This window comes from Pseudomonas sp. R3-57 (genome assembly GCF_051132065.1).
GTDB lineage: Bacteria > Pseudomonadota > Gammaproteobacteria > Pseudomonadales > Pseudomonadaceae > Aquipseudomonas.
In genome coordinates, this window is the sequence record NZ_CP071655.1 from 2,417,732 (window position 1) to 2,437,933 (window position 20,202).

The window sequence follows — 20,202 nt, forward strand, 5'->3', positions numbered from 1 at the left end:
TCGCGATAGCTTCATGCAGGCAATAAAAACTTCAGCTACCGCTTTCACTTTTGCGGCTACTGACCTCAGCCGGAACATCATCCCCGGCCATGCGCTTGCGAAACAGTGCCGCCCGCGCCAGCAAAAGTGTCGTCACCGGTACGGTTATCGCCAGCAGGATCGGGATCAGCCAGGCGTGCACTACCGCCGTGGATTTCAGCGCCGAAAAACAAATGATCGAGGCCAGCGCCACACACCAGGCGCCCAGCGTCGACGCCAGTGCCGGCGGGTGCATGCGCTGGAAATAGTCCTTCATGCGCAATAGGCCCAAGGCGCCAATCAGTGCGAACACGCCGCTGAGCACCAGCAGAATCGCCACTGGAATCTCAACCCATAGAGACAGTTCGTCGGTCATTCGATCACCTCGCCACGCAGCAGGAATTTCGCCAAGGCAAACGAGCCGACGAAGCCGAACAGCGCGATCAACAACGCGGCTTCGAAGTAAGTGTCACTGGCATAACGAATACCCAAGGTGAGCATCATCAGCATCGCGACGATGTACAGGTAATCCAGCGCCAGGACGCGATCCTGCGCGGAGGGGCCTTTGAACAGGCGAATCAGCGTCAGCACCATGGCCAGCGAGAACAGGAATAGCGTCAGCAGAATCGCATTCGACAGCAATGGGCTCATTCGAAAATCTCCATCAACGGTCGCTCGTAGGTGCTTTTGAAATGCTCGATGAATTGCGCCTCATCATGCAGATCCCAGACGTGCAGCAGCAAAACGCTGCGATCCAGTGCCAGCTCCGACCACACCGTGCCGGGTACCACCGTGCAGATCATCGCCAGCGTCGCCAGGCCGTGAGCGTCGCGCAGATCAAGCGGCACTTTGACGAAGCAAGAGTGCGGCGCGCGCCGGCCGGCGTTGAGCACGCCCCAGGCGACAATCAGGTTGGACATCACCACGTCGCGGCCGACCAGAAAGAACAGGCGCACGATGCTGCCAGGGCGGCGAATGCGTGCGCGTTTGGGGCGCAGTTTGCGCATCATCAGGGGGGCCGCAAAACCCAGTGCCGCGCCGAGCAGCAAGTTACCCGGGCTGACCGACAGGTTCAGCGTCAGCCACAAAACCCAAAGTGCCAGAGACAACCACGGTGCCGGAAACAGTCGTTTCATGGTTGCACCTCCAGCAGCGCGGCTTTGCCTTCCGGGCTGGGCACGGCGCGGGTGCCGAGCACCGCCATGACGTATTGCTGAGGATCGTGCAGCGCCTCGGCGGTGGCCTGGGTATAGCGCAACAGCGGCTCAGCCTTGAACGTCAGCACGATGCTCAGCCCCAGCAGCAGGAAGATCGGTGCGCATTCCAGTTTGCGCAACAGCGGCGAAGGGCGCTCTTCGGGCGTCCAGAACCGCTGAATACCCAGGCGCGAAAACGCCATCAATGACGCCAGCCCGGTCAGAATCAGCAAGGCCAGCAGCGCCCACGCGGCATTCGAGATTGGCCCGCCGTTGCCCAATCCCGGCGGATTGAGCAGCGCACCGATCAGGCTGAGTTTGCCAATGAACCCCGACAGTGGCGGCATGCCGATGATCAGCAGTGCGCAGGCGATAAAGCTCAGGCCGAGAAAGGCCATGGTCCATGGAATCACCTGACCGACCACGGCTTTTTGCTCATCGTCGAGGTTGATGCCTTTGGGCGGTTGCAGGGATTCCTGCGGTCGTGGCAGCAATTCGCTTTCGTCTTCCAGCGGGATTTCGTTGGCCGAGCGCGAACGCTCGATCAGCTCCGCCAGGAGAAACAGCGCACTCAGTGCCAGGGTCGAGCTGACCAGATAGAACAGCGCGCCGCCAATCAGGTTCGGCTGAGCGAAACCCACCGCCGACAGCAGAATCCCGGCCGACACCAGAATGCTCAGGCTGGCCATGCGCTCGAGTCGTTGCGCCGCGAGAATCGCCAGCGCTGCGATGCCCATCGTCGCCATGCCGCCATAGATCAGCCAGTCGCCACCAAAAAATGCCGAAGCCCCGGCTTGCCCGGAGAACAGTAGCGTCCACAGGCGCAACAAGGTGTAGACGCCGACTTTGGTCATGATCGCGAACATCGCCGCTACCGGCGCACTGGCCGAGGAATACGCCGGCACCAGCCAGAAATTCAGCGGCCACATGCCAGCCTTGGCCAGGAACGCAACCGCAAGAATCCCGGCGCCAGCGTGCAGCAAGCCACGGTCGGCTTCCGACACCAGCGGAATCTTCAACGCCAGATCCGCCATGTTCAGGGTGCCGGTAACGCCGTAGATCAGCGCCGCGCCAATCAGAAACAGCGATGAGGCGAGCAGGTTGATCGAGATGTAATGCAACCCCGACGACACCCGCGCCCGGCCCGAACCATGCAACAGCAAACCGTAGGACGCGGCGAGCAGCACCTCAAAGAACACGAACAGGTTGAACAGGTCCGCGGTCAGGAACGCGCCGTACAGCCCCATCAGTTGAATCTGAAACAGTGCGTGGAAGCTTGACCCTGCGCCATCCCAGCGTGCCATGGCGAACAGCAGGGCGCTGACGCCGATGATCCCGGTCAGCACCAGCATCAGCGCCGACAGTCGATCGATCACCAGCACAATACCGAACGGCGCCTGCCAGTTGCCCGGCAGGTACACGCCGATCGAGCCAGGCACCCCGGTGGTCTGGGTCCATTGCAGCAGCATCACCGAAATGAACAGGCCGAGCAGGCTGGAGAACAGGTTGATTTTCGCCTTCAGCGGCCGGTGCCGTTCGCCGAGCATCAACATGAGCGCGGCGGTAAGCAGCGGCAGCAGAATCGGTGCGGCGATCAGGTGCGTCATCGCCATCATTCCTTAGGCTCCCGGCCGTCTACGTGGTCGGTGCCGGTCAGGCCGCGCGAGGCGAGCAGCACGACGAGGAACAGCGCGGTCATGGCAAAGCTGATGACAATCGCCGTGAGGACCAGCGCTTGCGGCAGCGGATCGGTGTAGTGCAGCAAGTCCTGGGTGACGCCGTCCTTGATCACCGGCTCCTTGCCGATGAACAGGCTGCCCATACTGAAAATGAACAGGTTGACCCCATACGACAGCAGGCACAGGCCCATGACCACCTGGAAAGTCCGTGGCCGTAATATCAGCCAGACCCCGGACGCGGCGAGAACGCCGATGGCGATTGCGATGACTTCTTCCATCAGACGGCTCCTTTACTGGCGACGGACCTGGGTAGCGACGCGGTCTTGTGGCCCCGCACCGATTGGTGGGCGAGGGCGGTCAGGATCAACAACGTCGAACCGACCACCACGCCATACACGCCGACGTCGAAGAACAGCGCGCTGGCGATGTGGATATCACCCAGCACCGGCAGTTCGAAGTGCCAGGTATGCGTGGTCAGGAACGGATAACCGACCAGCATCGCCCCGAGACCAGTGGCGGTAGCAAACAGCAACCCGGTGCCCATCCAGCGCAGCGGTCGCAGGCTCATTTGCGCTTCGACCCACTGCGTCCCCGCCACCATGTATTGCAGGATAAACGCCACCGACATCACCAGACCGGCGACAAAACCGCCGCCCGGCTGGTTGTGCCCGCGCATGAACAGGTAGAACGACACCACCAGCGCAATCGGCAGCAGCAGACGCACCAGCACCGCCGGCACCATCATGAAGCCGAGCGCGGTGTCGCTGGCCGAGCGCGGGTTGACCAGATCGGTGACCACGTCGGGCGCCAGCAGGCGTTGCTGCGCTGGCAGTTGCAGGCTTTCTTTCGGTGGGCGGAAACGGCGCAGCAGGGCGAACACGGTCAATGCCACCGCGACCAGCACGGTGATTTCGCCGAGGGTATCGAAGCCGCGGAAATCCACCAGCATCACGTTGACCACATTGCTGCCGCCGCCTTCGGGCAGTGCGCGACTGAGATAGAAGGAGGAAATGTCGTTGGGTGTCTGCCGGGTCAGCATGGCGTAGGAGAGCAACGCCATGCCGCCGCCGACGGCAATCGACAGCAGCAGGTCGCGCAGGCGACGAATCCGCGCCTTGCGCAGGCTGCTCGGCAGTGGCGAGACTTCTTCGATGCGCCGTGGCAGCCAGCGCAGACCGAGCAGGATCAGCACCGTGGTGACCACTTCGACGGCGAGCTGCGTGAGCGCCAGATCCGGCGCGGAGAACCAGACGAAGGTCACGCAGGTCATCAAGCCGCAGACGCTGACCATGGTCAGTGCCGCGAGACGGTGATATTTGGCCTGCCAGGCGGCACCGAGGGCGCAGGCGATCGCCAGCAGCCACAGGGTGACGAAGACGATCGAACCAGGAATCTTCGGCCGGTCGCCCCAGCTCAGGCTGCTGTTCAACATCGGGATCAGGCCGGCAAGCACTGCCGCCAATACCACCAGAAACAACTGCATCTGCAGGCGCTTGGTGCCGAGGCGGCGTTCAACGCGCCGGGCCAGACGCATCATCACCACCAGACTGCGCTCGAACAGGCGCTTGCCATTGAAGCGACCCACCAGCGGCGGATATTTGAAGCGGCCCAGTCGGAATTGCTGGCGCAGCAGCCAGTAGAGGACGATGCCGCCGGACATGGCGATCAGGCTCATGATCATCGGCGCGTTCAGGCCATGCCAGATCGCCAGGCTATATTCAGGCAGCTCGCCGCCGACCACGGGCAACGCCGCAGCGGCGAGCAGCGGACCGACGATCTGCGCAGGGAAAATCCCCACCAGCAGGCAAGTGAACACCAGCAATTCCACAGGTGCGCGCATCCAGCGCGGCGGTTCATGCGGAGTGTGCGGCAGGTCGGTGGCAGTCGGTCCGAAGAACACATCGACCGTGAACCGCAGCGAATAGGCGACGCTGAACATGCCAGCGATGGTGGCGACGATCGGCAGACTGATTTCGACCCAGGCCGTGGCATTGATGAACACGGTTTCGGCGAAGAACATTTCCTTCGAGAGGAAACCGTTGAGCAACGGCACGCCGGCCATTGAGGCGCTGGCGACCATGGCCAGTGTTGCGGTGAAGGGGATCAGCTTGAACAGGCCGCTGAGTTTACGGATATCGCGGGTGCCACTTTCATGATCGATAATGCCGGCGGCCATGAACAGCGAGGCCTTGAAGGTGGCGTGGTTGAGAATGTGGAATACCGCCGCCACGGCTGCCAGCGGGCTGTTCAGGCCCAGCAGCAGGGTGATCAGGCCGAGATGGCTGATCGTCGAATAGGCCAGCAGACCCTTGAGATCGTTCTGGAACATCGCGCAATACGCGCCGAGCAACAGCGTACAGGCGCCGGCCCCGCTGACGATGTAGAACCATTCTTCGCTCCCCGCCAGCGACGGCCACAAACGTGCAAGCAGGAAAACCCCGGCCTTGACCATGGTCGCCGAGTGCAGATAGGCCGAAACCGGGGTGGGCGCTGCCATTGCGTGGGGCAGCCAGAAGTGAAAGGGGAACTGCGCACTTTTGCTGAGGGCGCCAATCAGAATAAGAGGCAAGAGGATGGGGTAGAGGGCATGTGCGCGAATCATGTCGCCGGCGGCCAGGACCTTGTCGAGGTCATAGCTGCCGACCACATGGCCGAGGATCATGACCCCCGCCAGCAGGCACAATCCGCCGGCCCCCGTAACCATCAACGCCATGTAGGCACCGCGCCGGGCGTCGGCACGGTGATGCCAGTAGCCGATCAGCAGGAACGAGAACAGGCTGGTCAGCTCCCAGAAAAACACCATCTGAATCAGGTTGCCGGAAATCACCAGACCGAGCATGGCGCCCATGAACGCCAGAAAAAACGCGAAGAAACGTGGCACCGGGTCATCCGGCGACATGTAGTAACGGGCATATAAGGAAACGAGAGTGCCGATGCCCAGCACCAGCATCGAGAACAGCCAGGCGAAGCCGTCCATGCGCAGAATGAAATTCAGTCCGAGGCTGGGCAGCCACATGAATTCTTCGCGGATCACCCCGCCATGGGCGATTTGCGGGTACAGCATTGCGACCTGGACGGTGCCGATCAGAGCGACCAGACCTGCCAGCAGGGATTCGGCGTTACGCGCATTGTGTGGCAGCACGGCTGCCAGACAGCTGCCTATGAAAGGCAGAAGCAGTAGAACTATCAGGGACATAGGCTTCTAATCTGCGGAGGTTTGTGAAGCATCATACGTGCCAGCTCCCCGATCACCAAACGCCAGGATGTCTCAGAATCCTACAAAGTAGTCCGGAATTTAGTGTTTAGCCTTGTTTCAGGTGAAGCAATGTTGCCTATTTAGGCCCTATCGCGAGCAGGCGCGCTTCCACATCGAAATACATTCCCCCTGTAGGAGTGAGCCTGCTCGCGATAGCCATCGGAAAGGCACTGGATATTTCGGATCAGCCCTGTATTTCCCGCTCCAATTCCGTTTCTGCTTCGACAACCTTCCGCTTGGTCTTCAACTCACTGACAATCACCGCCGCAACAATCAACCCCGCACCCACCATGGCAATCGCCGGCAACCGCTCGCCAGCGATCCGCCCGACAATCCCGGCCCACACCGGCTCACCGGCGTAGATCAACGTTGCCCGAGTCGGCGAAACACTTTTCTGCGCCCAGTTCATCGCCACTTGAATCGCCGCACTTGCAGCGCCCAGCCCCAGCGCGGTGACCAGCAATGTCCAGGAAAAGTCCGGAATCAGCTCACCGGTCGGCACGACCAGCAGGAACGACAGCACCGACGTGGTCGCCAGTTGCACCACTGTCACCCGGCGCACATCGACCTGGCCGGCGTAAGTGCTGATCAGAATGATCTCCGCAGCAATGGCGATGGCGCTGATGAGCGTCGCGATTTCGCCGGGGCTGAAGTTCAGCGCAGCGCCGGACGGGCCGGACAACAGCATTAAGCCGGTAAACGCCAGCATGATGCCGATGCTGGGCATCAATCCGGGCCGCCGTCCCAAAATCAGCCATTGCAGCAACGGCACAAACGGTACATACAGAGCCGTGATAAACGCCGACTGGCTGCTCGGAATGGTTTGCAGGCCCACCGTCTGCAAGCCGTAACCGAGCATGATCGCCACGCCGATGAACGCGCCGGCCTTGAGTTCGAATACGGTCAACTCACGCAGCTGACGCCAGGAGAACAGCGCAACGATTAATGCCGCAGCCGCAAAACGCAGCCCGACAAAAAACATCGGGCCGCTGACCGTCATCGCATGCTGAACCAGCAGGAACGTTCCGCCCCAAATCATCGTAATCAGTACCAGCACGCACTCGGCTTTGCTGAAGCGGGACAGACGCACAGGTGTAGGAGAACCGTTCGATGGCATGATGGCCTTGCGCACTATAAAAAGGAGGCCGCACAATGCGGCGCAACGTTGCGCAGTATACTGCCCAACCCCACCGAGTGAGCAATATAGTGCACAAAGATTCCACGCAACGCGCCTCCGTCCTCCAACACGTCAGCCAGAATGTCCGCCGTTTGCGGCATGCGGCTGACCTGAGCCAGACAGCACTGGCGGAGAAATCCGGGGTCAGTCGGCGCATGCTGGTGGCGATCGAGGCGGGCGAGAAGAATGTCAGTCTGACCACGCTCGATCGCGTCGCCGAAGCGCTTGACGTCGCATTCAGCGATCTGATCCAGGCCCCGGATGCCCGCGATCCCAGCCGCATCAACGAGGTGGCATGGACCGGCAGCATTCCCGGCAGCAAAGCAGTATTGCTGTCGAAAGCCATCGCTACGCGCGAAGTCGAGCAGTGGGAATGGTGTCTGCAACCCGGTGAGGTCTATCCGTCGCAGGTCGATGCCGAGGGCTGGAGCGAGCAGATTTTTGTCTTTGAAGGATGCCTGACCCTGATGCTGGGTGATCAGCCGCAGCACATCAATGCCGGAGAGTTCTACATGTTTGCCAGCCATCAGCCGCATTCTTATCGCAATGATGGCGACGTGGCGGCGCGATTCATCCGTAATGTGGTGATTTGAATGAGCCTGAGCGCAGACGTCCTTATCATCGGCGGCGGCCTCAGCGGCACGATGCTCGCGGTCCAGTTATTGCGTCTGCCCGGGCAGCGCAAGATTGTGATTATCGAACCGCTCGCCGAACTCGGCCGGGGCGAGGCTTACAGCGCAGTGGAGCTGGGCCATACGCTGAACGGTAACGCCGCGCGCATGAGCGTCGACCCGGATAATCCTGACGACCTGACTCAATGGCTCACCGGGTACATCGCTGGCGGCGGCTGGCCGGAGTCTGCAGAGCAGAGCGTGCCGGTCAGCGAACTGTTCCCGCCGCGCGGCTTGTTTGGTGTCTATGTCCAGCAGCGTTTGGCTGAAGCCCGCGCAATCGGCGCGCAACACGGCTCGAGCGTCCAACACATCTGCGCCGAAGTCACCGACCTGTTATCCGCTACGGATTCGGTACAGCTGAGCTTGAGCGACGGGCAAACCCTGCACGCAGCCTATGCAGTGCTGGCGACCGGCATGTTTCCCGCCGCGCGAACCCCACAAAAAGCCTCCAGCGGCCTCAACGCTGCCGCGCTCGATCCTTGGGATGTCGCCGCCATGCGCCTGCTCGACCCGCAATCGACGGTGTTGATCATCGGCTCCGGCCTGACCATGGTCGACGCGGTGGTGTCGCTGGAGCAGGCCGGGCATCGCGGGCCGATCAAAGTGTTTTCCCGGCATGGCTTGTTGCCGCATGTACGCCGGCAGCCACCGGCCTGGGTGGATTTCCTCGGTGCCGATCACAGCCTGCGCACGCCACGGCAACTGTTGCGCGAACTGCGGCTGCAATGCCAGACAGCCATTGCGCAAGGTATCGACTGGCAGGCGCCGCTGGACACGGTTCGCGTGCATATCGCACGTTTATGGAGTCAGGCGACCGACGAGCAGCGGCGACAATTCGTACGCCATGTGCGGCCATGGTGGGAGTGTCATCATCACCGTTCGCCGCCATTGAGTGCGCAGTTGCTTGAGAGACTGCACGGGGCAGGGCGGCTGACGATTGATGCGGCCTCGTTCAAGGGGCTCGAGCCGAGTACGGAGGACGGAGTCGGGATTCGCATTCGGCGTCGTGGAGAATCCGAAACGCGCGTGGTAACGGGCGCTGCGCTGATCAATTCCAGCGGCATCGAGTACGACTGGCGCCGCGTGGCTCGGCCATTGCCGCAGCAGTTGCTGGCACGCGGTCTGGTGCAGCCGGGGCCGTTGGCGCTGGGGATTGCCGCGGCGGCGGACGGCGCGGTGCTCGATGCCGAAGGGCATGCTGCCAGGCGTTTGTTTGCCATGGGGCCGCCATTGCGCGGGATGTGGTGGGAGAGTACGGCGGTGACGGATGTGGCGTTACAGGCCAAGGCCTTGGCTGCGCGTCTGGTGAGCTGAGTTGTTCTTCAGGGCCTCATCGCCAGCAGGCTGGCTCCCACAGGTTTAGCGGTGTGGCGAACATACCGTTCACAACCCGAATCCCTGTGGGAGCCAGCCTGCTGGCGATGGCGGAGGATCAGTCAGCATTTATCTATCTGATCTACCGCTATCGCTGGCAAGCCAGCTCCCACATGGAATTGTGTAGTGGCTTGAAAGTTACGCCACCACTCGATAACACGGCACATACGCCGCGCCGCCCGGCAGTTTCATCCGATGCTGGGCGACGAAGGCTTTGAGCAAGGCATCGAGCGGTTGCATGATCGCCGCGTCACCGCGGATCTGGTACGGCCCGTGTTCTTCGATCAGGCGAATGCCCTTGTCCTTGACGTTGCCGGCGACGATCCCCGAGAACGCGCGACGCAAATTCGCCGCCAGTTCGTGCGCGGGCTGGTCGAGATGCAACTTCAGATTGGCCATGTTTTCGTGGGTTGGATCGAACGGGCGCTGGAAGCCTTCGTCGATCTTCAGCAGCCAGTTGAAATGGAAAGCGTCGTTGCGCTCGCGGCGGAATTGCTTCACGGCTTTCAAGCCTTGGGTCATCTGCCGCGCCACTTCGGCCGGGTCATCGATGATGATTTCGTAATGCTGACGGGCCGCTTCGCCGAGGGTGGCGGTGACGAACGCATCGAGTTGTTCGAGATACGGTGCGGCATTTTTCGGGCCGGTGAGGATCACCGGGAACGGCAGGCCCTTGTTGTCCGGGTGCATCAGGATGCCGAGCAGGTAGAGGAACTCTTCTGCCGTACCGGCGCCGCCCGGGAAGATGATGATGCCGTGGCCGACCCGCACGAACGCTTCCAGACGTTTTTCGATGTCCGGCAGGATCACCAGTTCGTTAACGATCGGGTTTGGCGCTTCGGCGGCGATGATGCCCGGCTCGGTCAGGCCGAGGTAGCGACCGCCATGAATGCGCTGTTTGGCGTGGGCGATGGTCGCGCCTTTCATCGGGCCTTTCATCACGCCCGGGCCGCAACCGGTGCAGATGTCGAGGCTGCGCAGGCCCAGTTCATGGCCGACCTTCTTGGTGTATTTGTACTCTTCGGTGTTGATCGAATGACCGCCCCAGCACACGACAATCTTCGGTTCGACGCCTGGGCGCAAGGTGCGCGCGTTGCGCAGCAAGTGGAACACGTAGTCGCTGATGCCTTGGGAATTGCTCAGGTCGATGCGCTGGCTGTCCAGCTCGTTTTCGGTGTAGACGATATCGCGCAGGGCGCTGAACAACATCTCCCGGGTGCTGGCGATCATTTCGCCGTCGACGAACGCGTCGGCCGGAGCGTTCAACAGTTCGAGGCGCACACCGCGATCCTGTTGATGAATGCGGATTTCAAAGTCCTTGTAGGCTTCGAGAATGGTCTTGGCGTTATCGACATGGGCGCCGGTGTTGAGGATGGCCAGGGCGCACTGGCGGAAGAGGGTGTAGGTACTGCCGGATCCGGCTTCGCTCAGTTGCTGCACTTCACGTTGAGAGAGGGTTTCCAGGCTGCCTTTCGGACTGACCGAGGCATTGATTACGTGTCGTTGGGTCATGCAGTGATCCTTAAAACGATGTCATTCCCTGAACAGGCGAACGGCATCCGAATAATGTGTATCCATGAATGAAGATGGCACGATCTGCGCTATACCGCCATGTCCCCGTTGGACGCTGAAAAAATCAAAAGGAGCCCCAGCATAGCTAAATCCGCGCCAGAGGCGATAATGCGCCGGGCGGTTTTTTCCGTTACCCCTCTTGTCGCTCAAGGAAGTCATTTGTGATGTTCGAGATTCAGCCGATGGACGCCGCCACTTTCCGTCAGCAGACCCGGCGCAGCACGATCATCATCGCCGTGCTGTTTCTGCTATTGGCGATGCTGTTTTCCAGCGTGGCGGTGGCGCTGTTCGGCGAGCCTGACGGCGACAACCTGCGCTTCAATGTCGGCGGGGTGTTCCTGGCCTTTTTACTGACCGGCGCATTGCTCCGTGGACGCTTCTGGCATCAGAGCTGGATGGCGCCGGCGGTGTACAGCTGGCGGCTCAAACGTAGCCTGATGACCATCACCAACGTGATGCACCACCTCACCGCCGCGGTCGCGCAAAACGATCCGACCGCGTTGAAAGTGCTGCGCTTTTATCATCTGGGGCTGATGCAGATGCACGAGCTGGACGGCAACTCCAGCGATCAGGGGCAGCTGTGGCGGGAAGTCGAAGAGCATAAACAGCGCATGCAGGCGCAGGGGCTCGATACCGAGCAGACGCGCCTGGATCCGACATGGCTGGAAGGGTTGAAGCAGACGCCGCGCTAAGGCGTCAGCGTATTCAGCCGAAAATCAGCGAGCGGTGTGTGCCTGCCCCGGCGCGGGCTCCGTCGCCGACCGCCAGTGCGACGGAGCCGGCAGCCAGTGCGGCATCTCCGCACGCGAAGATCCCAGGGACGCTGGTTTGTTGGGTCGCGTCAGTCTGGATAAAAGGCCCCATCGGCCCTTCTTCGAATGCACAGCCCAACTGATCGGCCAGCGGGCTTGCCATGCGTGTGCGCGGCATGGCGAACAGGCCAGCAACCGCGACGATCTCGCCGTCGCTGAGGACTACGTCCGCACGCGCGCCTTCAATGCGCCTGACGCGTCGGGTTTCCAGTCTCACACCGCGCGCAGTCAATTGCGCCAGTTGCTCCGCATCGGGTTCGAAAACGCCATTGATGAAGAACGTGGTCGGGCCCCAGTCAGGCAGCATCAGGGCGTGATGAATCGACAGGGGCGAAGTCGCCAGTACGCCGATTGCGCCCTGATTCAGTTCATAGCCGTGACAGTAAGGGCAATGAAAAACGCTTTGGCCCCAGCGTGGTCGGAGTCCTTCGATGTCCGGCAATTCGTCGATCACGCCCGACGCGAGGATCAGGCGCCTGGCGCTGAGCTGCTCGCCGGTGCGGGTGCGCACAGCAAAACCAGCGTCAACCTGCACGGCCTCTACCGCCGTATCTGCCAGCCATTGCACGGTAGGGTAGGCCATCAGTTGCGCCCGCGCCTCGGCAGCAATGTCGCCGGGTGCGCGTCCGTCCTGTCCGAGAAAGCCGTGAGAAGTGTCGGCGAAGCGATTGCGCCGCAGGCCTGAATCGAGCACTAGCACGCTGCGCCGGGCGCGGGCCAGCTGCAGGCCTGCGGACAGCCCTGCGTAACTGCCGCCGACAATGATGACGTCGTACACCATGATCCAGATCTCCGCTGTGAGGTTTTCAGCGTACAGCGTAAGTTACGTGAAAAAAGACTGTCAATAGTCTCGTAACTTCAGATCTTGCAAGCGATACTCGGAGGTATTCTTTGTTCAGTCTGGAAACGCTCAAGTGAGAAACGACACGCGCCTGTCGCGCATGCTGCATGTGCTGATCCACATGGATCGCCACGAAAAACGCGCCACTTCGGAAACCATCGCTGCAATGCTCCGCACCAATCCGGTAGTAGTGCGGCGCACCATGGGTTTGCTCAAGGAGCAGGGTTTCGTGACGTCGGAGAAGGGCCATCAGGGCGGCTGGGCGCTGGCCAAACCGCTGAAGCAGATTACGTTGCTGGAAATTCATCAGGCACTGGGCACACAGTCGATTTTTTCCATCGGCTTATCGACGGATCATCCACAGTGCCTGGTCGAGCAGGCGGTCAACGCCGCGCTGACGCGAACCTTCGATGAGGCGCAAGCACTATTGCTGTCGAGACTGGGCAGCATCACCCTGGCGGATCTGGCGGCGGATTTCGACTCGCGTTTCAAAACCGTTTGCGAGGTCGATCAGGGCTGAGCGGCGGCGCGACGCAACTTCCACGAGCGGATCAAGCGTCCGTACACCAGCAAGTTGATCGCCAGTACCACGCTGCCGAGCGCCAGTTGAATCTGCGGGGTCAGCCCAGCCGGGTAGATGATCGGCCAGATGTAATGCTCGATGAAGCCTCCGGCGTATTCGGTCTGGCCGGCGGCGTGGCGCATGAGGTTTTCCCAGTAGGTCAGCGGGCACGTCAGGTGCAATACCTCGACCGCCACGCCCCAGGCGGCGGCTGGCAAATGCAGCCACAGCAACCGTGGCCATTTGAGCACCAGCAGCCCGCCAAACAGCACGAACAGAATGAACAAAAGATGAAACAGCACCAGCCCGTCGGCTGCGATTCGGTACAGCATGTCGTCTCCCTGACGCGATCATGAGTGACACCATGTTACGCCGGCGCGGGGATTAAAGCTCAGGGCGGACGCCACGTATTGGGCCCTTATCTGAAACCTGATCTACGCTTGAAGCGAGACTGTTGACGGTGACAGGAGGTGCGCATGGCGAATGAGCAAAAACAGCCTGAAAAAGATGTAGAAGCGGATGAACCGAGCGAAGAAGAAATAGAACGCGAGAAGCGTAAAGAGAAGACCTGGAAGCATGACGATAGCCAGGAGCTTTCCGAGCCTGATCGCAAATTCTGAGCAGTCGAAACGAAGAGCCCCGCAACTGCGGGGCTTTTTTTACAGGCTCAAAGATCGTCCAACTGGGTGAGGTCCGGGTGTGAAGCCCGATATCCCAGTGTCCTGTCGATCCAGGCATTTAGCTCGTTGACCATCACTGGCGCATGGCCGGGATAGTTCTTGAGGGTACTGCGCAGGGTGCGTTCGATGTCGGGAACGGCACCCAGGTTTCGGGTCTTGATGTAGTGGCCGATAAAACAGTCGAGTTCAAAGCGCTCTGTCGTGGACAGATGAATACACTCCAGGCCACCGACCTGTTTGATTGCAAAATCGTCGCGCAACTTAGTTCTCTGCAAGGCTTGTAGATGTTGTTGGGATCCTGGTTCGTTGACTCTTTGGTCAACTGGTATACCAAATGGAAATGCGGCGCGCATGCTAGCTGTAGTGCAGCGAAATGTATGTACGATGGTCGGGTTGTCTGACAAGCGGTTGGTCTATTTGCGTATCGGTTACATTCGCACTGTTTCACGTGTGAAACAGCCGTTGTAACGACCCCGAGTCGGTGGTTTGCAGAAATGGCGTTTGCCGCTCATTCAATCGGCTGAATCAATTCAGCATTTTGGTTACGGACGTTTCCGACGGCTTTCCCGACTCTGTGCCATTCGAAGTGCTCGCTGCCTTCACCTTCAAACAACAACATCTGCTCGGCGCGCTCAATGGAGGTCGCCGGGTCGAGCCACTCGCGTGCCACTTCTGGGCGAAACACCACCGGCCGACGATCATGCACATCGAGCAGGCCGCCCACCGCCTCAGCGGTAATGATCACAAAGCCGTCATCGTCTCGAGCCGCGCTTTCGGCTGTGAGAAATTGCCCGATGGCGGCGCAGAAAACCGGGCTCTGGTCTGCACGACGAATCAGCCACGGCTGTCGGGCCTTTTCCCCGGTATCGACCCATTCGAACCAGTTGTCGACGGGGACAATCAGGCGACGGCGCCAGATCGAGCGGAAAAACGCGCCATGGGCGACTTTTTCTACGCGGGCATTGATCGGCGCAGGGCGGTCCGTGGCCCAGTGTGGTCGCCAGCCCCAGCGCAGGTTGTCGGCCTGCAAGCGTTGCCCCTGTTGATGGAGAATCGCCAACGCGGTGGTCGGCGCCGCGTTGTAGCGCGCCAGCGGTGCATCGCCGACGTGATTGATCAAGGCGTCGGGAATGCTCAGCGCGGCGACGAAATCATGAATGCCGCGATATTGCGAGAGTCTTCCGCACATCGGCTGAATCTCCGGTTGAAGATTTCAGCTTAGTCGCTGACATCCCGAGTGGAGGTCACCGCGTCGAATCGCACATTAAACAACCGAGGTAATGAGCGCCGGAACCAAAGCCTGTGTACCCTATCCAACCTCCGCTCGCGAAGGGCGATGCACGGATGGAAAGGGCGAGGGAAGTTGCCAAACGACAACATGACGGCAGCGGTCGCGCTCAAGGCAAACATGACATCCGGATTCAAGCTTTTTACTGCTGCGCTCATAATGCTTGGTCTGGCCGGCTGTATCGCCGCGCCGATAGAAATGACTACACAAACCGAAACGCGACTGCGGGGCCAGGCGCCGGTGCGGTTTCTACTGACCTTTGACGACGGCCCCAGTGCTTCGAGCTTGTGGAACCCAACGGCGATGGTGCTCGACAGCCTCAAGGACAACCCGCTGCAAGCGAATATCAAAGCGGTGTTCTTCGTGCAGACCCGGGCGCCGCGAGCGGGCAACAGCGAGATCGGCCGCAGCCTGATGCGCCGGGAACACGACGAGGGCCACATTCTCGCGTTTCACACCGCGACCCATTGGCACACCAATCATCGCTCACTCGACCCGCAACAGCTTGAAGCGTCACTGAGCAATGGCATGGCGGACATCGCTGCCATCACCGGGGCGCCGCCGAAATTGCTGCGTCCGCCGTTCTGGAATTACGACAAACGCACCTTCGCGGCGTATCAGCGGCACGGTTTCCAGGTGTTGCTGACGGATCTCAGCGCCAACGATGGCAAGATCTGGGGCTTCAATGCCAGCCCACGCCGACGCGCCAACTTGTTGCGGCAGTTATCCGAGGTGCGTGAGCGTATCGCCGCGGGGGCGTTGCCGACGGTGGACGGAGTGATTCCCGTGGTGGTGACCTTTCACGATCTCAATCGCTACACCGCGCGGCATACCCGCGAATATCTGCAGATCCTGCTCGACAGCGCGGCCGCTACCGGCGTGAAGCTGGACCGCAAGCCTTTCTATGATGATCACGAAGCGCTGCAAAGAGCGGCGCTGGCGCGCACCGTTGAGAAAAGCTCGGAGCCAGTGAGTCTGCCAGGCATGTGGAACTGGATCTGGGACCATGACTCGCATTGATTTGTGAGCCAGTAGACATTTGCGTGACAACGCATAGCAAAATGCTGATCTATGCTCTACCGATTGAACGGTCCCATCGCCTGCGAGGCGTGCCACCATGCTCGCTCTTGACGACATCTGCCGCATCGTTGAATCAGGTTTTCCTGGGTTTGAATGCGAATGCACACCCATGTCGCATGGGCTGTTGCAGATCAAGGTCTATCGGCTGAAAGACGGCCAGGTCGAGCTGTTGCTCAATGGCGTATCGCCGGAACATCTCGTCACGATCCGCGACGTATCCAATTTCATCGGTGAACTGCGCACGGAGATGAGCGCTGGGCGCCGCGCGTTTGCCGGTTGAGCCTTATAAACGCCGTTGAAACGCTTCAACAATGCGCAGCGTCGCTTCATTGGTATTCAAATGGCGCACCGCATCAAGTGGATGCCAGATGCAATCGATGATTTCGTTCTGCGGCCGCACTTGCTCCAGATCTGCCACTGACGCCTCGTAAACGTGGTGGCGGGTGCTGCCGCTCTGCATTTCCATCAGATACAACACGTCGTCGGCATTCAGCCCGGTTTCTTCCTGCAATTCACGCACGGCCGCCTGCGCGCGGGTTTCCCCGGGCTCGACTTTGCCACCGGGCAATGTCCAGTGGCTGCGCGGTTTGCGGACCAGGAGGATGTGGCGATCCTGTTCGCATATAACGGTGGCACGTACTTTCATCTGTTACCTGTTTACGGCTTGTCACGTAATTGTCATCAAACTGCAATATTTGAGCCGCGGCCTCGAATAAAGGTTTCAATAAGATTTTGAGCGGGCGTGGGGGCGAAAAGTGCAAGATTTCTGCGGGCCGGACCGTGCGACATCCGGTCGGCAAATTCAGCGAGTCAGGGTGTAAGGTAAACCGGTGAAGCTGGAACTGACCGTAAGCAACTATGGAGGTGTCCATGAGCATGCCGATGTTGAACAAGATGCACATGAACGGCTATGACGTGCTTAGCGTGAACAATGGCCCCTGGCGGGTCTGTACCCAGGGTGACCGGCTGGCATCGTTTGCCAGCAAAGAGGAGGCGCTGGCTTACGCCGCAGCACTGCCTGGCTACAAAAAACGCTCGGCGCGGGCGAAAAGTCACACAACCCACTGATTGACCATAACAACAGCCCCGACATGTTTGCCGGGGCTTTTTATTGGGTGGTCAGGGCTGGGTGCCTCAGTGCACCTTGATCCGGCTGATGGCACGCGCTTTCACCTCTTTGGCGTAGTGCTGCAAACGCTCTTCATCGCTTTGCAATACCTCGCAAGACCTCAACACCGCTTGCGCGTCCGCCTCATTGCCCGATTTGCGTAGCTGGTCGGCGATACGTTTCAGGTCGACGGCCGACCATCTCAAGTCCGATGCGACACTTTGCAGGTCGCGCTGAAGTTCGTGTTCGTATTCATTGAGCCGCATGATCATCTCCAGAACATTCTCGGTAGAAAAGAGTAGTCGCATTTTTCGCCGATGGGCGAAACACGTTCGTCTGTCTGTGCAGCTTGTGAAAAGTTGTGCAGATTGCGCCACGGTTGGTGTGCCACGATGGATGTACACCCCGGTTACGCGTTACATTCGCTTTTTTCAGATCAGGAAAACACCATGCGGATATGGATCGTGGGGTTGGCGCTGGCCCTGTTGGCGGGTTGCTCGTTGCCGAGGTCACTCGTGCCGGGTGAGCCGAATGTCAGCAAGACCAGCGACAAGGCACCCAAGGACTATGCCGCATGTGTATTACCGTTGTGGCAGCGGGATGTGGCGAAGACCTCTCAAACCTCGATTTCCAACGGCTACCGCATCACCGCGCCGAGCGTCATCACCGCGGACGAGATCCTCGACATCGTCAAATACAAGGACGGCAGCCGGGTCTCGCTGTATCAGGGGCCGCCATGGGCCAAGTCCGGGGCGTTGCGCCAATCGGTGCGTGATTGTCTGTAGTTATCCGCGAAGCAAAACCGGATTGGCGATTTCACTTTAACAGTCACTCAGAAATGTCGGCCAAAGGAATAGTGCCGACATTGCCCTTTTTCTCCCGCCGATCCTGAATCCAGTCCTCCACTTGCTGGCCGAATTCCTTCGGAGCCTTGCGGCCGACCTTCCGGGCGATGTCGAGAATTGTCTGTTGCGCGAGAGCTTCTTCCATACGCTTTTGCGCTGTCATCATCGCGCCGTGAATCGAGCAGGTGCCTTCCACGGCCCATTCCGGCGGATTGCCCTCGAACAAGGCGCAACGCCCGCGAATGTCGCGGCATTCGAAAATATTCTTGCGCCCGTCGATGGCATTGACGATGTCGAGCAGGCTGATTTCATCCGCCGGCCGCGCCAGGCTGAATCCGCCCCGCACGCCTTCCGAAGCGACCACCAGGTTACCCTTCGCCAGTCTGGTGAAGATTTTCGCCAGGTATTCCAGTGGTACACCCTGCAATTCTGCGAGGTCCCGCACGCTGGCTTCGCGGCTGTCGCCACCGTTGGTCACCAGAAAGGCCAGGCAATGGATGCCGTATTCAACGCCAGCACTGTAAAGAGACATGGATAAGTCCGACTTGATTTGTCGTAAATGCTATCAGCCAGGATCCGGCCCGGCAATGGTTCACGCAAGGTCAAGCGACGGCAAACCGCGGAGAAACGCTATCTATGGCCCTGCTCAGGACTCAAGTCGGAGCCAGACCTATCTACAAGTCCGATCAAAACTATCGGATAATTAAACTTGTTGGTGATAAGTCCGACCAATAGAGTCGGCGCTATTGGCCCGTCCGCAGTGTTCTGGTGACGACGTCGATGATCTCTTTCCATCGTCCTGGAGCAAAATGATGAAACAGCAGATTCTGGTAATCGGCGCAGGTTTTGGCGGCATGTGGTCGGCGCTGAGCGCGGTACGTCTGGTCGAGCTGCAGGGTCGCGACGATATTGAAGTCAGTGTGCTCGCGCCGCAGGCCGAGTTGCGCGTGCGGCCACGCTTCTATGAACCGAATGCCCATCACTTGGTCGCTCCGCTGCATGAACTGTTCGACGTGGTCGGCGTTCATTTCATCAAAGGGGCGGCTGAAACCATCGACGTAGCTGCCAAAGCCGTTGGTTACATCGACGCGTCCGGTGCACAAAAAATCTACAACTACGACAAACTGGTTCTGGCGGCTGGTAGTAGTTTGGCCCGGTCTGACACGCCTGGCGTGAGTCAGTACGCTTTCGATGTTGACCAGATTGAAGCAGCCATCCGCCTGGAGACCCACCTCAAGGCGCTTGAAAACCTGCCGGACAGCAAGGCGCGCAATACGGTCGTGGTGGCGGGCGGCGGTTTTACCGGCATCGAAACGGCGACTGAAATGCCGGCTCGTCTGCGCGAGATTTTCGGTGAGCAGGCCGAGGTTAACGTGATCATTGTCGATCGCGGACAAAAAATCGGTATGGTGATGGGCGAGGAAATCAGCAAATCCATTGCCGCGGCCAGTGACGAACTGGGCGTCGAGTGGCGTTTGGGTGTCTCAGTGCAGGCGGTCGATGCCAATGGCGTGACGCTGTCGGACGGTCAGCACATAGAGGCGAAAACCGTGGTCTGGACTACGGGTGTGCGCGCCAGTTCGCTGACCGAACAGATCCCTGCGGAGCGCGATAAACAAGGGCGCCTGCACGTCGATGCGCACCTGAAAGTCGTTGGCCAGGACGACATCTTTGCTACTGGCGATGTCGCCTACGCCGCCACTGACGACATCGGTAACTACGCGCTGATGACCTGCCAGCACGCCATCTCCCTGGGGCGCCACGCCGGCAATAATGTCGCTGCGCGCATCCTCGGCGTCGACCCGACGCCGTACAGCCAGCCGAAATATGTCACCTGTCTGGATCTGGGCGCGTGGGGCGCGGTGTACACCGAGGGCTGGGACCGTCAGGTGAAGCTGGTTAAACAAGAGGGCAAGAACCTCAAGACCCAGATCAATACGCAGTGGATCTATCCACCAGCGGCTGACCGTGCCATTGCGCTGGCCGCCGCCGATCCGTTGATTCCAGTGGTCGCTTAAGGCGCTGAGTGTCAGGCCAGAA

25 protein-coding genes are annotated in these 20,202 nt (G+C 60.0%); 10 read left to right on the plus strand and 15 right to left on the minus strand.

Features of this window, described 5'->3' with window-relative positions; translation table 11 throughout:
* Positions 1-31 precede the first annotated feature (31 nt).
* The 7 genes from J3P93_RS11080 to J3P93_RS11110 form a co-directional block, all read right to left on the minus strand.
* A complete protein-coding gene (locus tag J3P93_RS11080) occupies positions 32-394 on the minus strand; it encodes a Na+/H+ antiporter subunit G (RefSeq protein ID WP_090284208.1) in 363 nt (120 codons plus the stop codon).
* Positions 391-669 carry a K+/H+ antiporter subunit F gene (locus J3P93_RS11085; protein WP_090284207.1) on the minus strand — a complete coding sequence of 93 codons (279 nt, stop codon included), beginning with the start codon at positions 667-669 and terminating at the stop codon, positions 391-393. Before J3P93_RS11085 ends, J3P93_RS11080 begins: the two co-directional genes overlap by 4 nt.
* Positions 666-1,154, minus strand: coding sequence for a Na+/H+ antiporter subunit E (locus J3P93_RS11090; RefSeq protein ID WP_206416155.1), 489 nt, complete (start codon positions 1,152-1,154; stop codon positions 666-668). Before J3P93_RS11090 ends, J3P93_RS11085 begins: the two co-directional genes overlap by 4 nt.
* The gene (locus J3P93_RS11095; RefSeq protein WP_434597352.1) at positions 1,151-2,830 is read right to left on the minus strand and encodes a monovalent cation/H+ antiporter subunit D; all 1,680 of its coding nucleotides are present in this window, start codon (positions 2,828-2,830) and stop codon (positions 1,151-1,153) included. Before J3P93_RS11095 ends, J3P93_RS11090 begins: the two co-directional genes overlap by 4 nt.
* Positions 2,827-3,171, minus strand: coding sequence for a Na+/H+ antiporter subunit C (locus J3P93_RS11100; protein WP_007910763.1), 345 nt, complete (start codon positions 3,169-3,171; stop codon positions 2,827-2,829). The genes J3P93_RS11095 and J3P93_RS11100 overlap by 4 nt, the downstream gene beginning before the upstream one ends.
* Entirely contained in the window at positions 3,171-6,089 is a 2,919-nt protein-coding gene (locus tag J3P93_RS11105) for a monovalent cation/H+ antiporter subunit A (protein ID WP_434597354.1), read from the minus strand. Before J3P93_RS11105 ends, J3P93_RS11100 begins: the two co-directional genes overlap by 1 nt.
* Positions 6,090-6,333: 244 nt before the next feature.
* Positions 6,334-7,266 carry a DMT family transporter gene (locus J3P93_RS11110; protein ID WP_434597356.1) on the minus strand — a complete coding sequence of 311 codons (933 nt, stop codon included), beginning with the start codon at positions 7,264-7,266 and terminating at the stop codon, positions 6,334-6,336.
* 89 nt (positions 7,267-7,355) lie between these two features.
* Between J3P93_RS11110 and J3P93_RS11115 the strand changes: the two genes are divergently transcribed.
* Positions 7,356-7,919 (plus strand): helix-turn-helix domain-containing protein, encoded by a 564-nt coding sequence (locus J3P93_RS11115; RefSeq protein WP_434597358.1) that lies wholly within the window; start codon positions 7,356-7,358, stop codon positions 7,917-7,919.
* Positions 7,920-9,314, plus strand: coding sequence for an FAD/NAD(P)-binding protein (locus J3P93_RS11120; protein ID WP_434597360.1), 1,395 nt, complete (start codon positions 7,920-7,922; stop codon positions 9,312-9,314).
* A gap of 198 nt (positions 9,315-9,512) precedes the next feature.
* On the opposite strand, the gene ppnN is transcribed toward J3P93_RS11120, so the two are convergent.
* Positions 9,513-10,886, minus strand: coding sequence for a nucleotide 5'-monophosphate nucleosidase PpnN (gene ppnN / locus J3P93_RS11125; RefSeq protein ID WP_090284194.1), 1,374 nt, complete (start codon positions 10,884-10,886; stop codon positions 9,513-9,515).
* Between the two features lie 224 nt (positions 10,887-11,110).
* On the opposite strand from ppnN, the gene J3P93_RS11130 reads away from it, so the two are divergent.
* Positions 11,111-11,638: a DUF3087 domain-containing protein gene (locus tag J3P93_RS11130; RefSeq protein WP_434597363.1), complete on the plus strand. Its 528-nt coding sequence runs from the start codon at positions 11,111-11,113 to the stop codon at positions 11,636-11,638.
* A gap of 13 nt (positions 11,639-11,651) precedes the next feature.
* Here J3P93_RS11130 and J3P93_RS11135 read toward each other — a convergent pair whose 3' ends face one another.
* Positions 11,652-12,539, minus strand: a complete 888-nt coding sequence (locus J3P93_RS11135) for an NAD(P)/FAD-dependent oxidoreductase (RefSeq protein ID WP_434597365.1) — start codon at positions 12,537-12,539, stop codon at positions 11,652-11,654.
* A 133-nt stretch (positions 12,540-12,672) separates the two neighbouring features.
* On the opposite strand from J3P93_RS11135, the gene J3P93_RS11140 reads away from it, so the two are divergent.
* Positions 12,673-13,119: an Rrf2 family transcriptional regulator gene (locus tag J3P93_RS11140; protein ID WP_434597367.1), complete on the plus strand. Its 447-nt coding sequence runs from the start codon at positions 12,673-12,675 to the stop codon at positions 13,117-13,119.
* Here J3P93_RS11140 and J3P93_RS11145 read toward each other — a convergent pair.
* Positions 13,110-13,493 (minus strand): DUF2784 domain-containing protein, encoded by a 384-nt coding sequence (locus J3P93_RS11145; protein WP_434597369.1) that lies wholly within the window; start codon positions 13,491-13,493, stop codon positions 13,110-13,112. The two genes, J3P93_RS11140 and J3P93_RS11145, sit on opposite strands and share 10 nt — an antisense overlap.
* Positions 13,494-13,637: 144 nt before the next feature.
* Here J3P93_RS11145 and J3P93_RS11150 point away from each other — a divergent pair, with 144 nt between their 5' ends.
* Positions 13,638-13,781, plus strand: a complete 144-nt coding sequence (locus tag J3P93_RS11150; protein ID WP_434597371.1) for a hypothetical protein — start codon at positions 13,638-13,640, stop codon at positions 13,779-13,781.
* A 47-nt stretch (positions 13,782-13,828) separates the two neighbouring features.
* On the opposite strand, the gene J3P93_RS11155 is transcribed toward J3P93_RS11150, so the two are convergent.
* Positions 13,829-14,101 carry a hypothetical protein gene (locus tag J3P93_RS11155; protein WP_434597373.1) on the minus strand — a complete coding sequence of 91 codons (273 nt, stop codon included), beginning with the start codon at positions 14,099-14,101 and terminating at the stop codon, positions 13,829-13,831.
* Between the two features lie 248 nt (positions 14,102-14,349).
* On the minus strand, positions 14,350-15,030 hold the full coding sequence (locus J3P93_RS11160; protein ID WP_434597376.1) for an SOS response-associated peptidase: 681 nt from the start codon (positions 15,028-15,030) through the stop codon (positions 14,350-14,352).
* Positions 15,031-15,249: 219 nt separating this feature from the next.
* Between J3P93_RS11160 and J3P93_RS11165 the strand changes: the two genes are divergently transcribed.
* Both J3P93_RS11165 and J3P93_RS11170 read left to right on the plus strand, forming a co-directional pair.
* Positions 15,250-16,149, plus strand: coding sequence for a polysaccharide deacetylase family protein (locus J3P93_RS11165; protein ID WP_434598337.1), 900 nt, complete (start codon positions 15,250-15,252; stop codon positions 16,147-16,149).
* A gap of 97 nt (positions 16,150-16,246) precedes the next feature.
* The gene (locus J3P93_RS11170; RefSeq protein WP_434597378.1) at positions 16,247-16,489 is read left to right on the plus strand and encodes a DUF1652 domain-containing protein; all 243 of its coding nucleotides are present in this window, start codon (positions 16,247-16,249) and stop codon (positions 16,487-16,489) included.
* A gap of 3 nt (positions 16,490-16,492) precedes the next feature.
* Here the strand turns inward: J3P93_RS11170 and J3P93_RS11175 are convergent, their stop codons facing one another.
* Entirely contained in the window at positions 16,493-16,855 is a 363-nt protein-coding gene (locus J3P93_RS11175; RefSeq protein WP_090284179.1) for an NUDIX hydrolase, read from the minus strand.
* Positions 16,856-17,079: 224 nt separating this feature from the next.
* On the opposite strand from J3P93_RS11175, the gene J3P93_RS11180 reads away from it, so the two are divergent.
* On the plus strand, positions 17,080-17,277 hold the full coding sequence (locus tag J3P93_RS11180) for a DUF2188 domain-containing protein (RefSeq protein WP_093100773.1): 198 nt from the start codon (positions 17,080-17,082) through the stop codon (positions 17,275-17,277).
* 66 nt (positions 17,278-17,343) lie between these two features.
* Here J3P93_RS11180 and J3P93_RS11185 read toward each other — a convergent pair whose 3' ends face one another.
* Positions 17,344-17,583 (minus strand): hypothetical protein, encoded by a 240-nt coding sequence (locus J3P93_RS11185; protein WP_203418504.1) that lies wholly within the window; start codon positions 17,581-17,583, stop codon positions 17,344-17,346.
* Between the two features lie 183 nt (positions 17,584-17,766).
* Here J3P93_RS11185 and J3P93_RS11190 point away from each other — a divergent pair, with 183 nt between their 5' ends.
* Positions 17,767-18,102 (plus strand): hypothetical protein, encoded by a 336-nt coding sequence (locus J3P93_RS11190; protein ID WP_203418503.1) that lies wholly within the window; start codon positions 17,767-17,769, stop codon positions 18,100-18,102.
* A gap of 43 nt (positions 18,103-18,145) precedes the next feature.
* On the opposite strand, the gene J3P93_RS11195 is transcribed toward J3P93_RS11190, so the two are convergent.
* Positions 18,146-18,694 (minus strand): RrF2 family transcriptional regulator, encoded by a 549-nt coding sequence (locus tag J3P93_RS11195; RefSeq protein ID WP_434597381.1) that lies wholly within the window; start codon positions 18,692-18,694, stop codon positions 18,146-18,148.
* A 280-nt stretch (positions 18,695-18,974) separates the two neighbouring features.
* Between J3P93_RS11195 and J3P93_RS11200 the strand changes: the two genes are divergently transcribed.
* Positions 18,975-20,180 (plus strand): NAD(P)/FAD-dependent oxidoreductase, encoded by a 1,206-nt coding sequence (locus tag J3P93_RS11200; RefSeq protein ID WP_434597383.1) that lies wholly within the window; start codon positions 18,975-18,977, stop codon positions 20,178-20,180.
* Positions 20,181-20,202 lie beyond the last annotated feature (22 nt).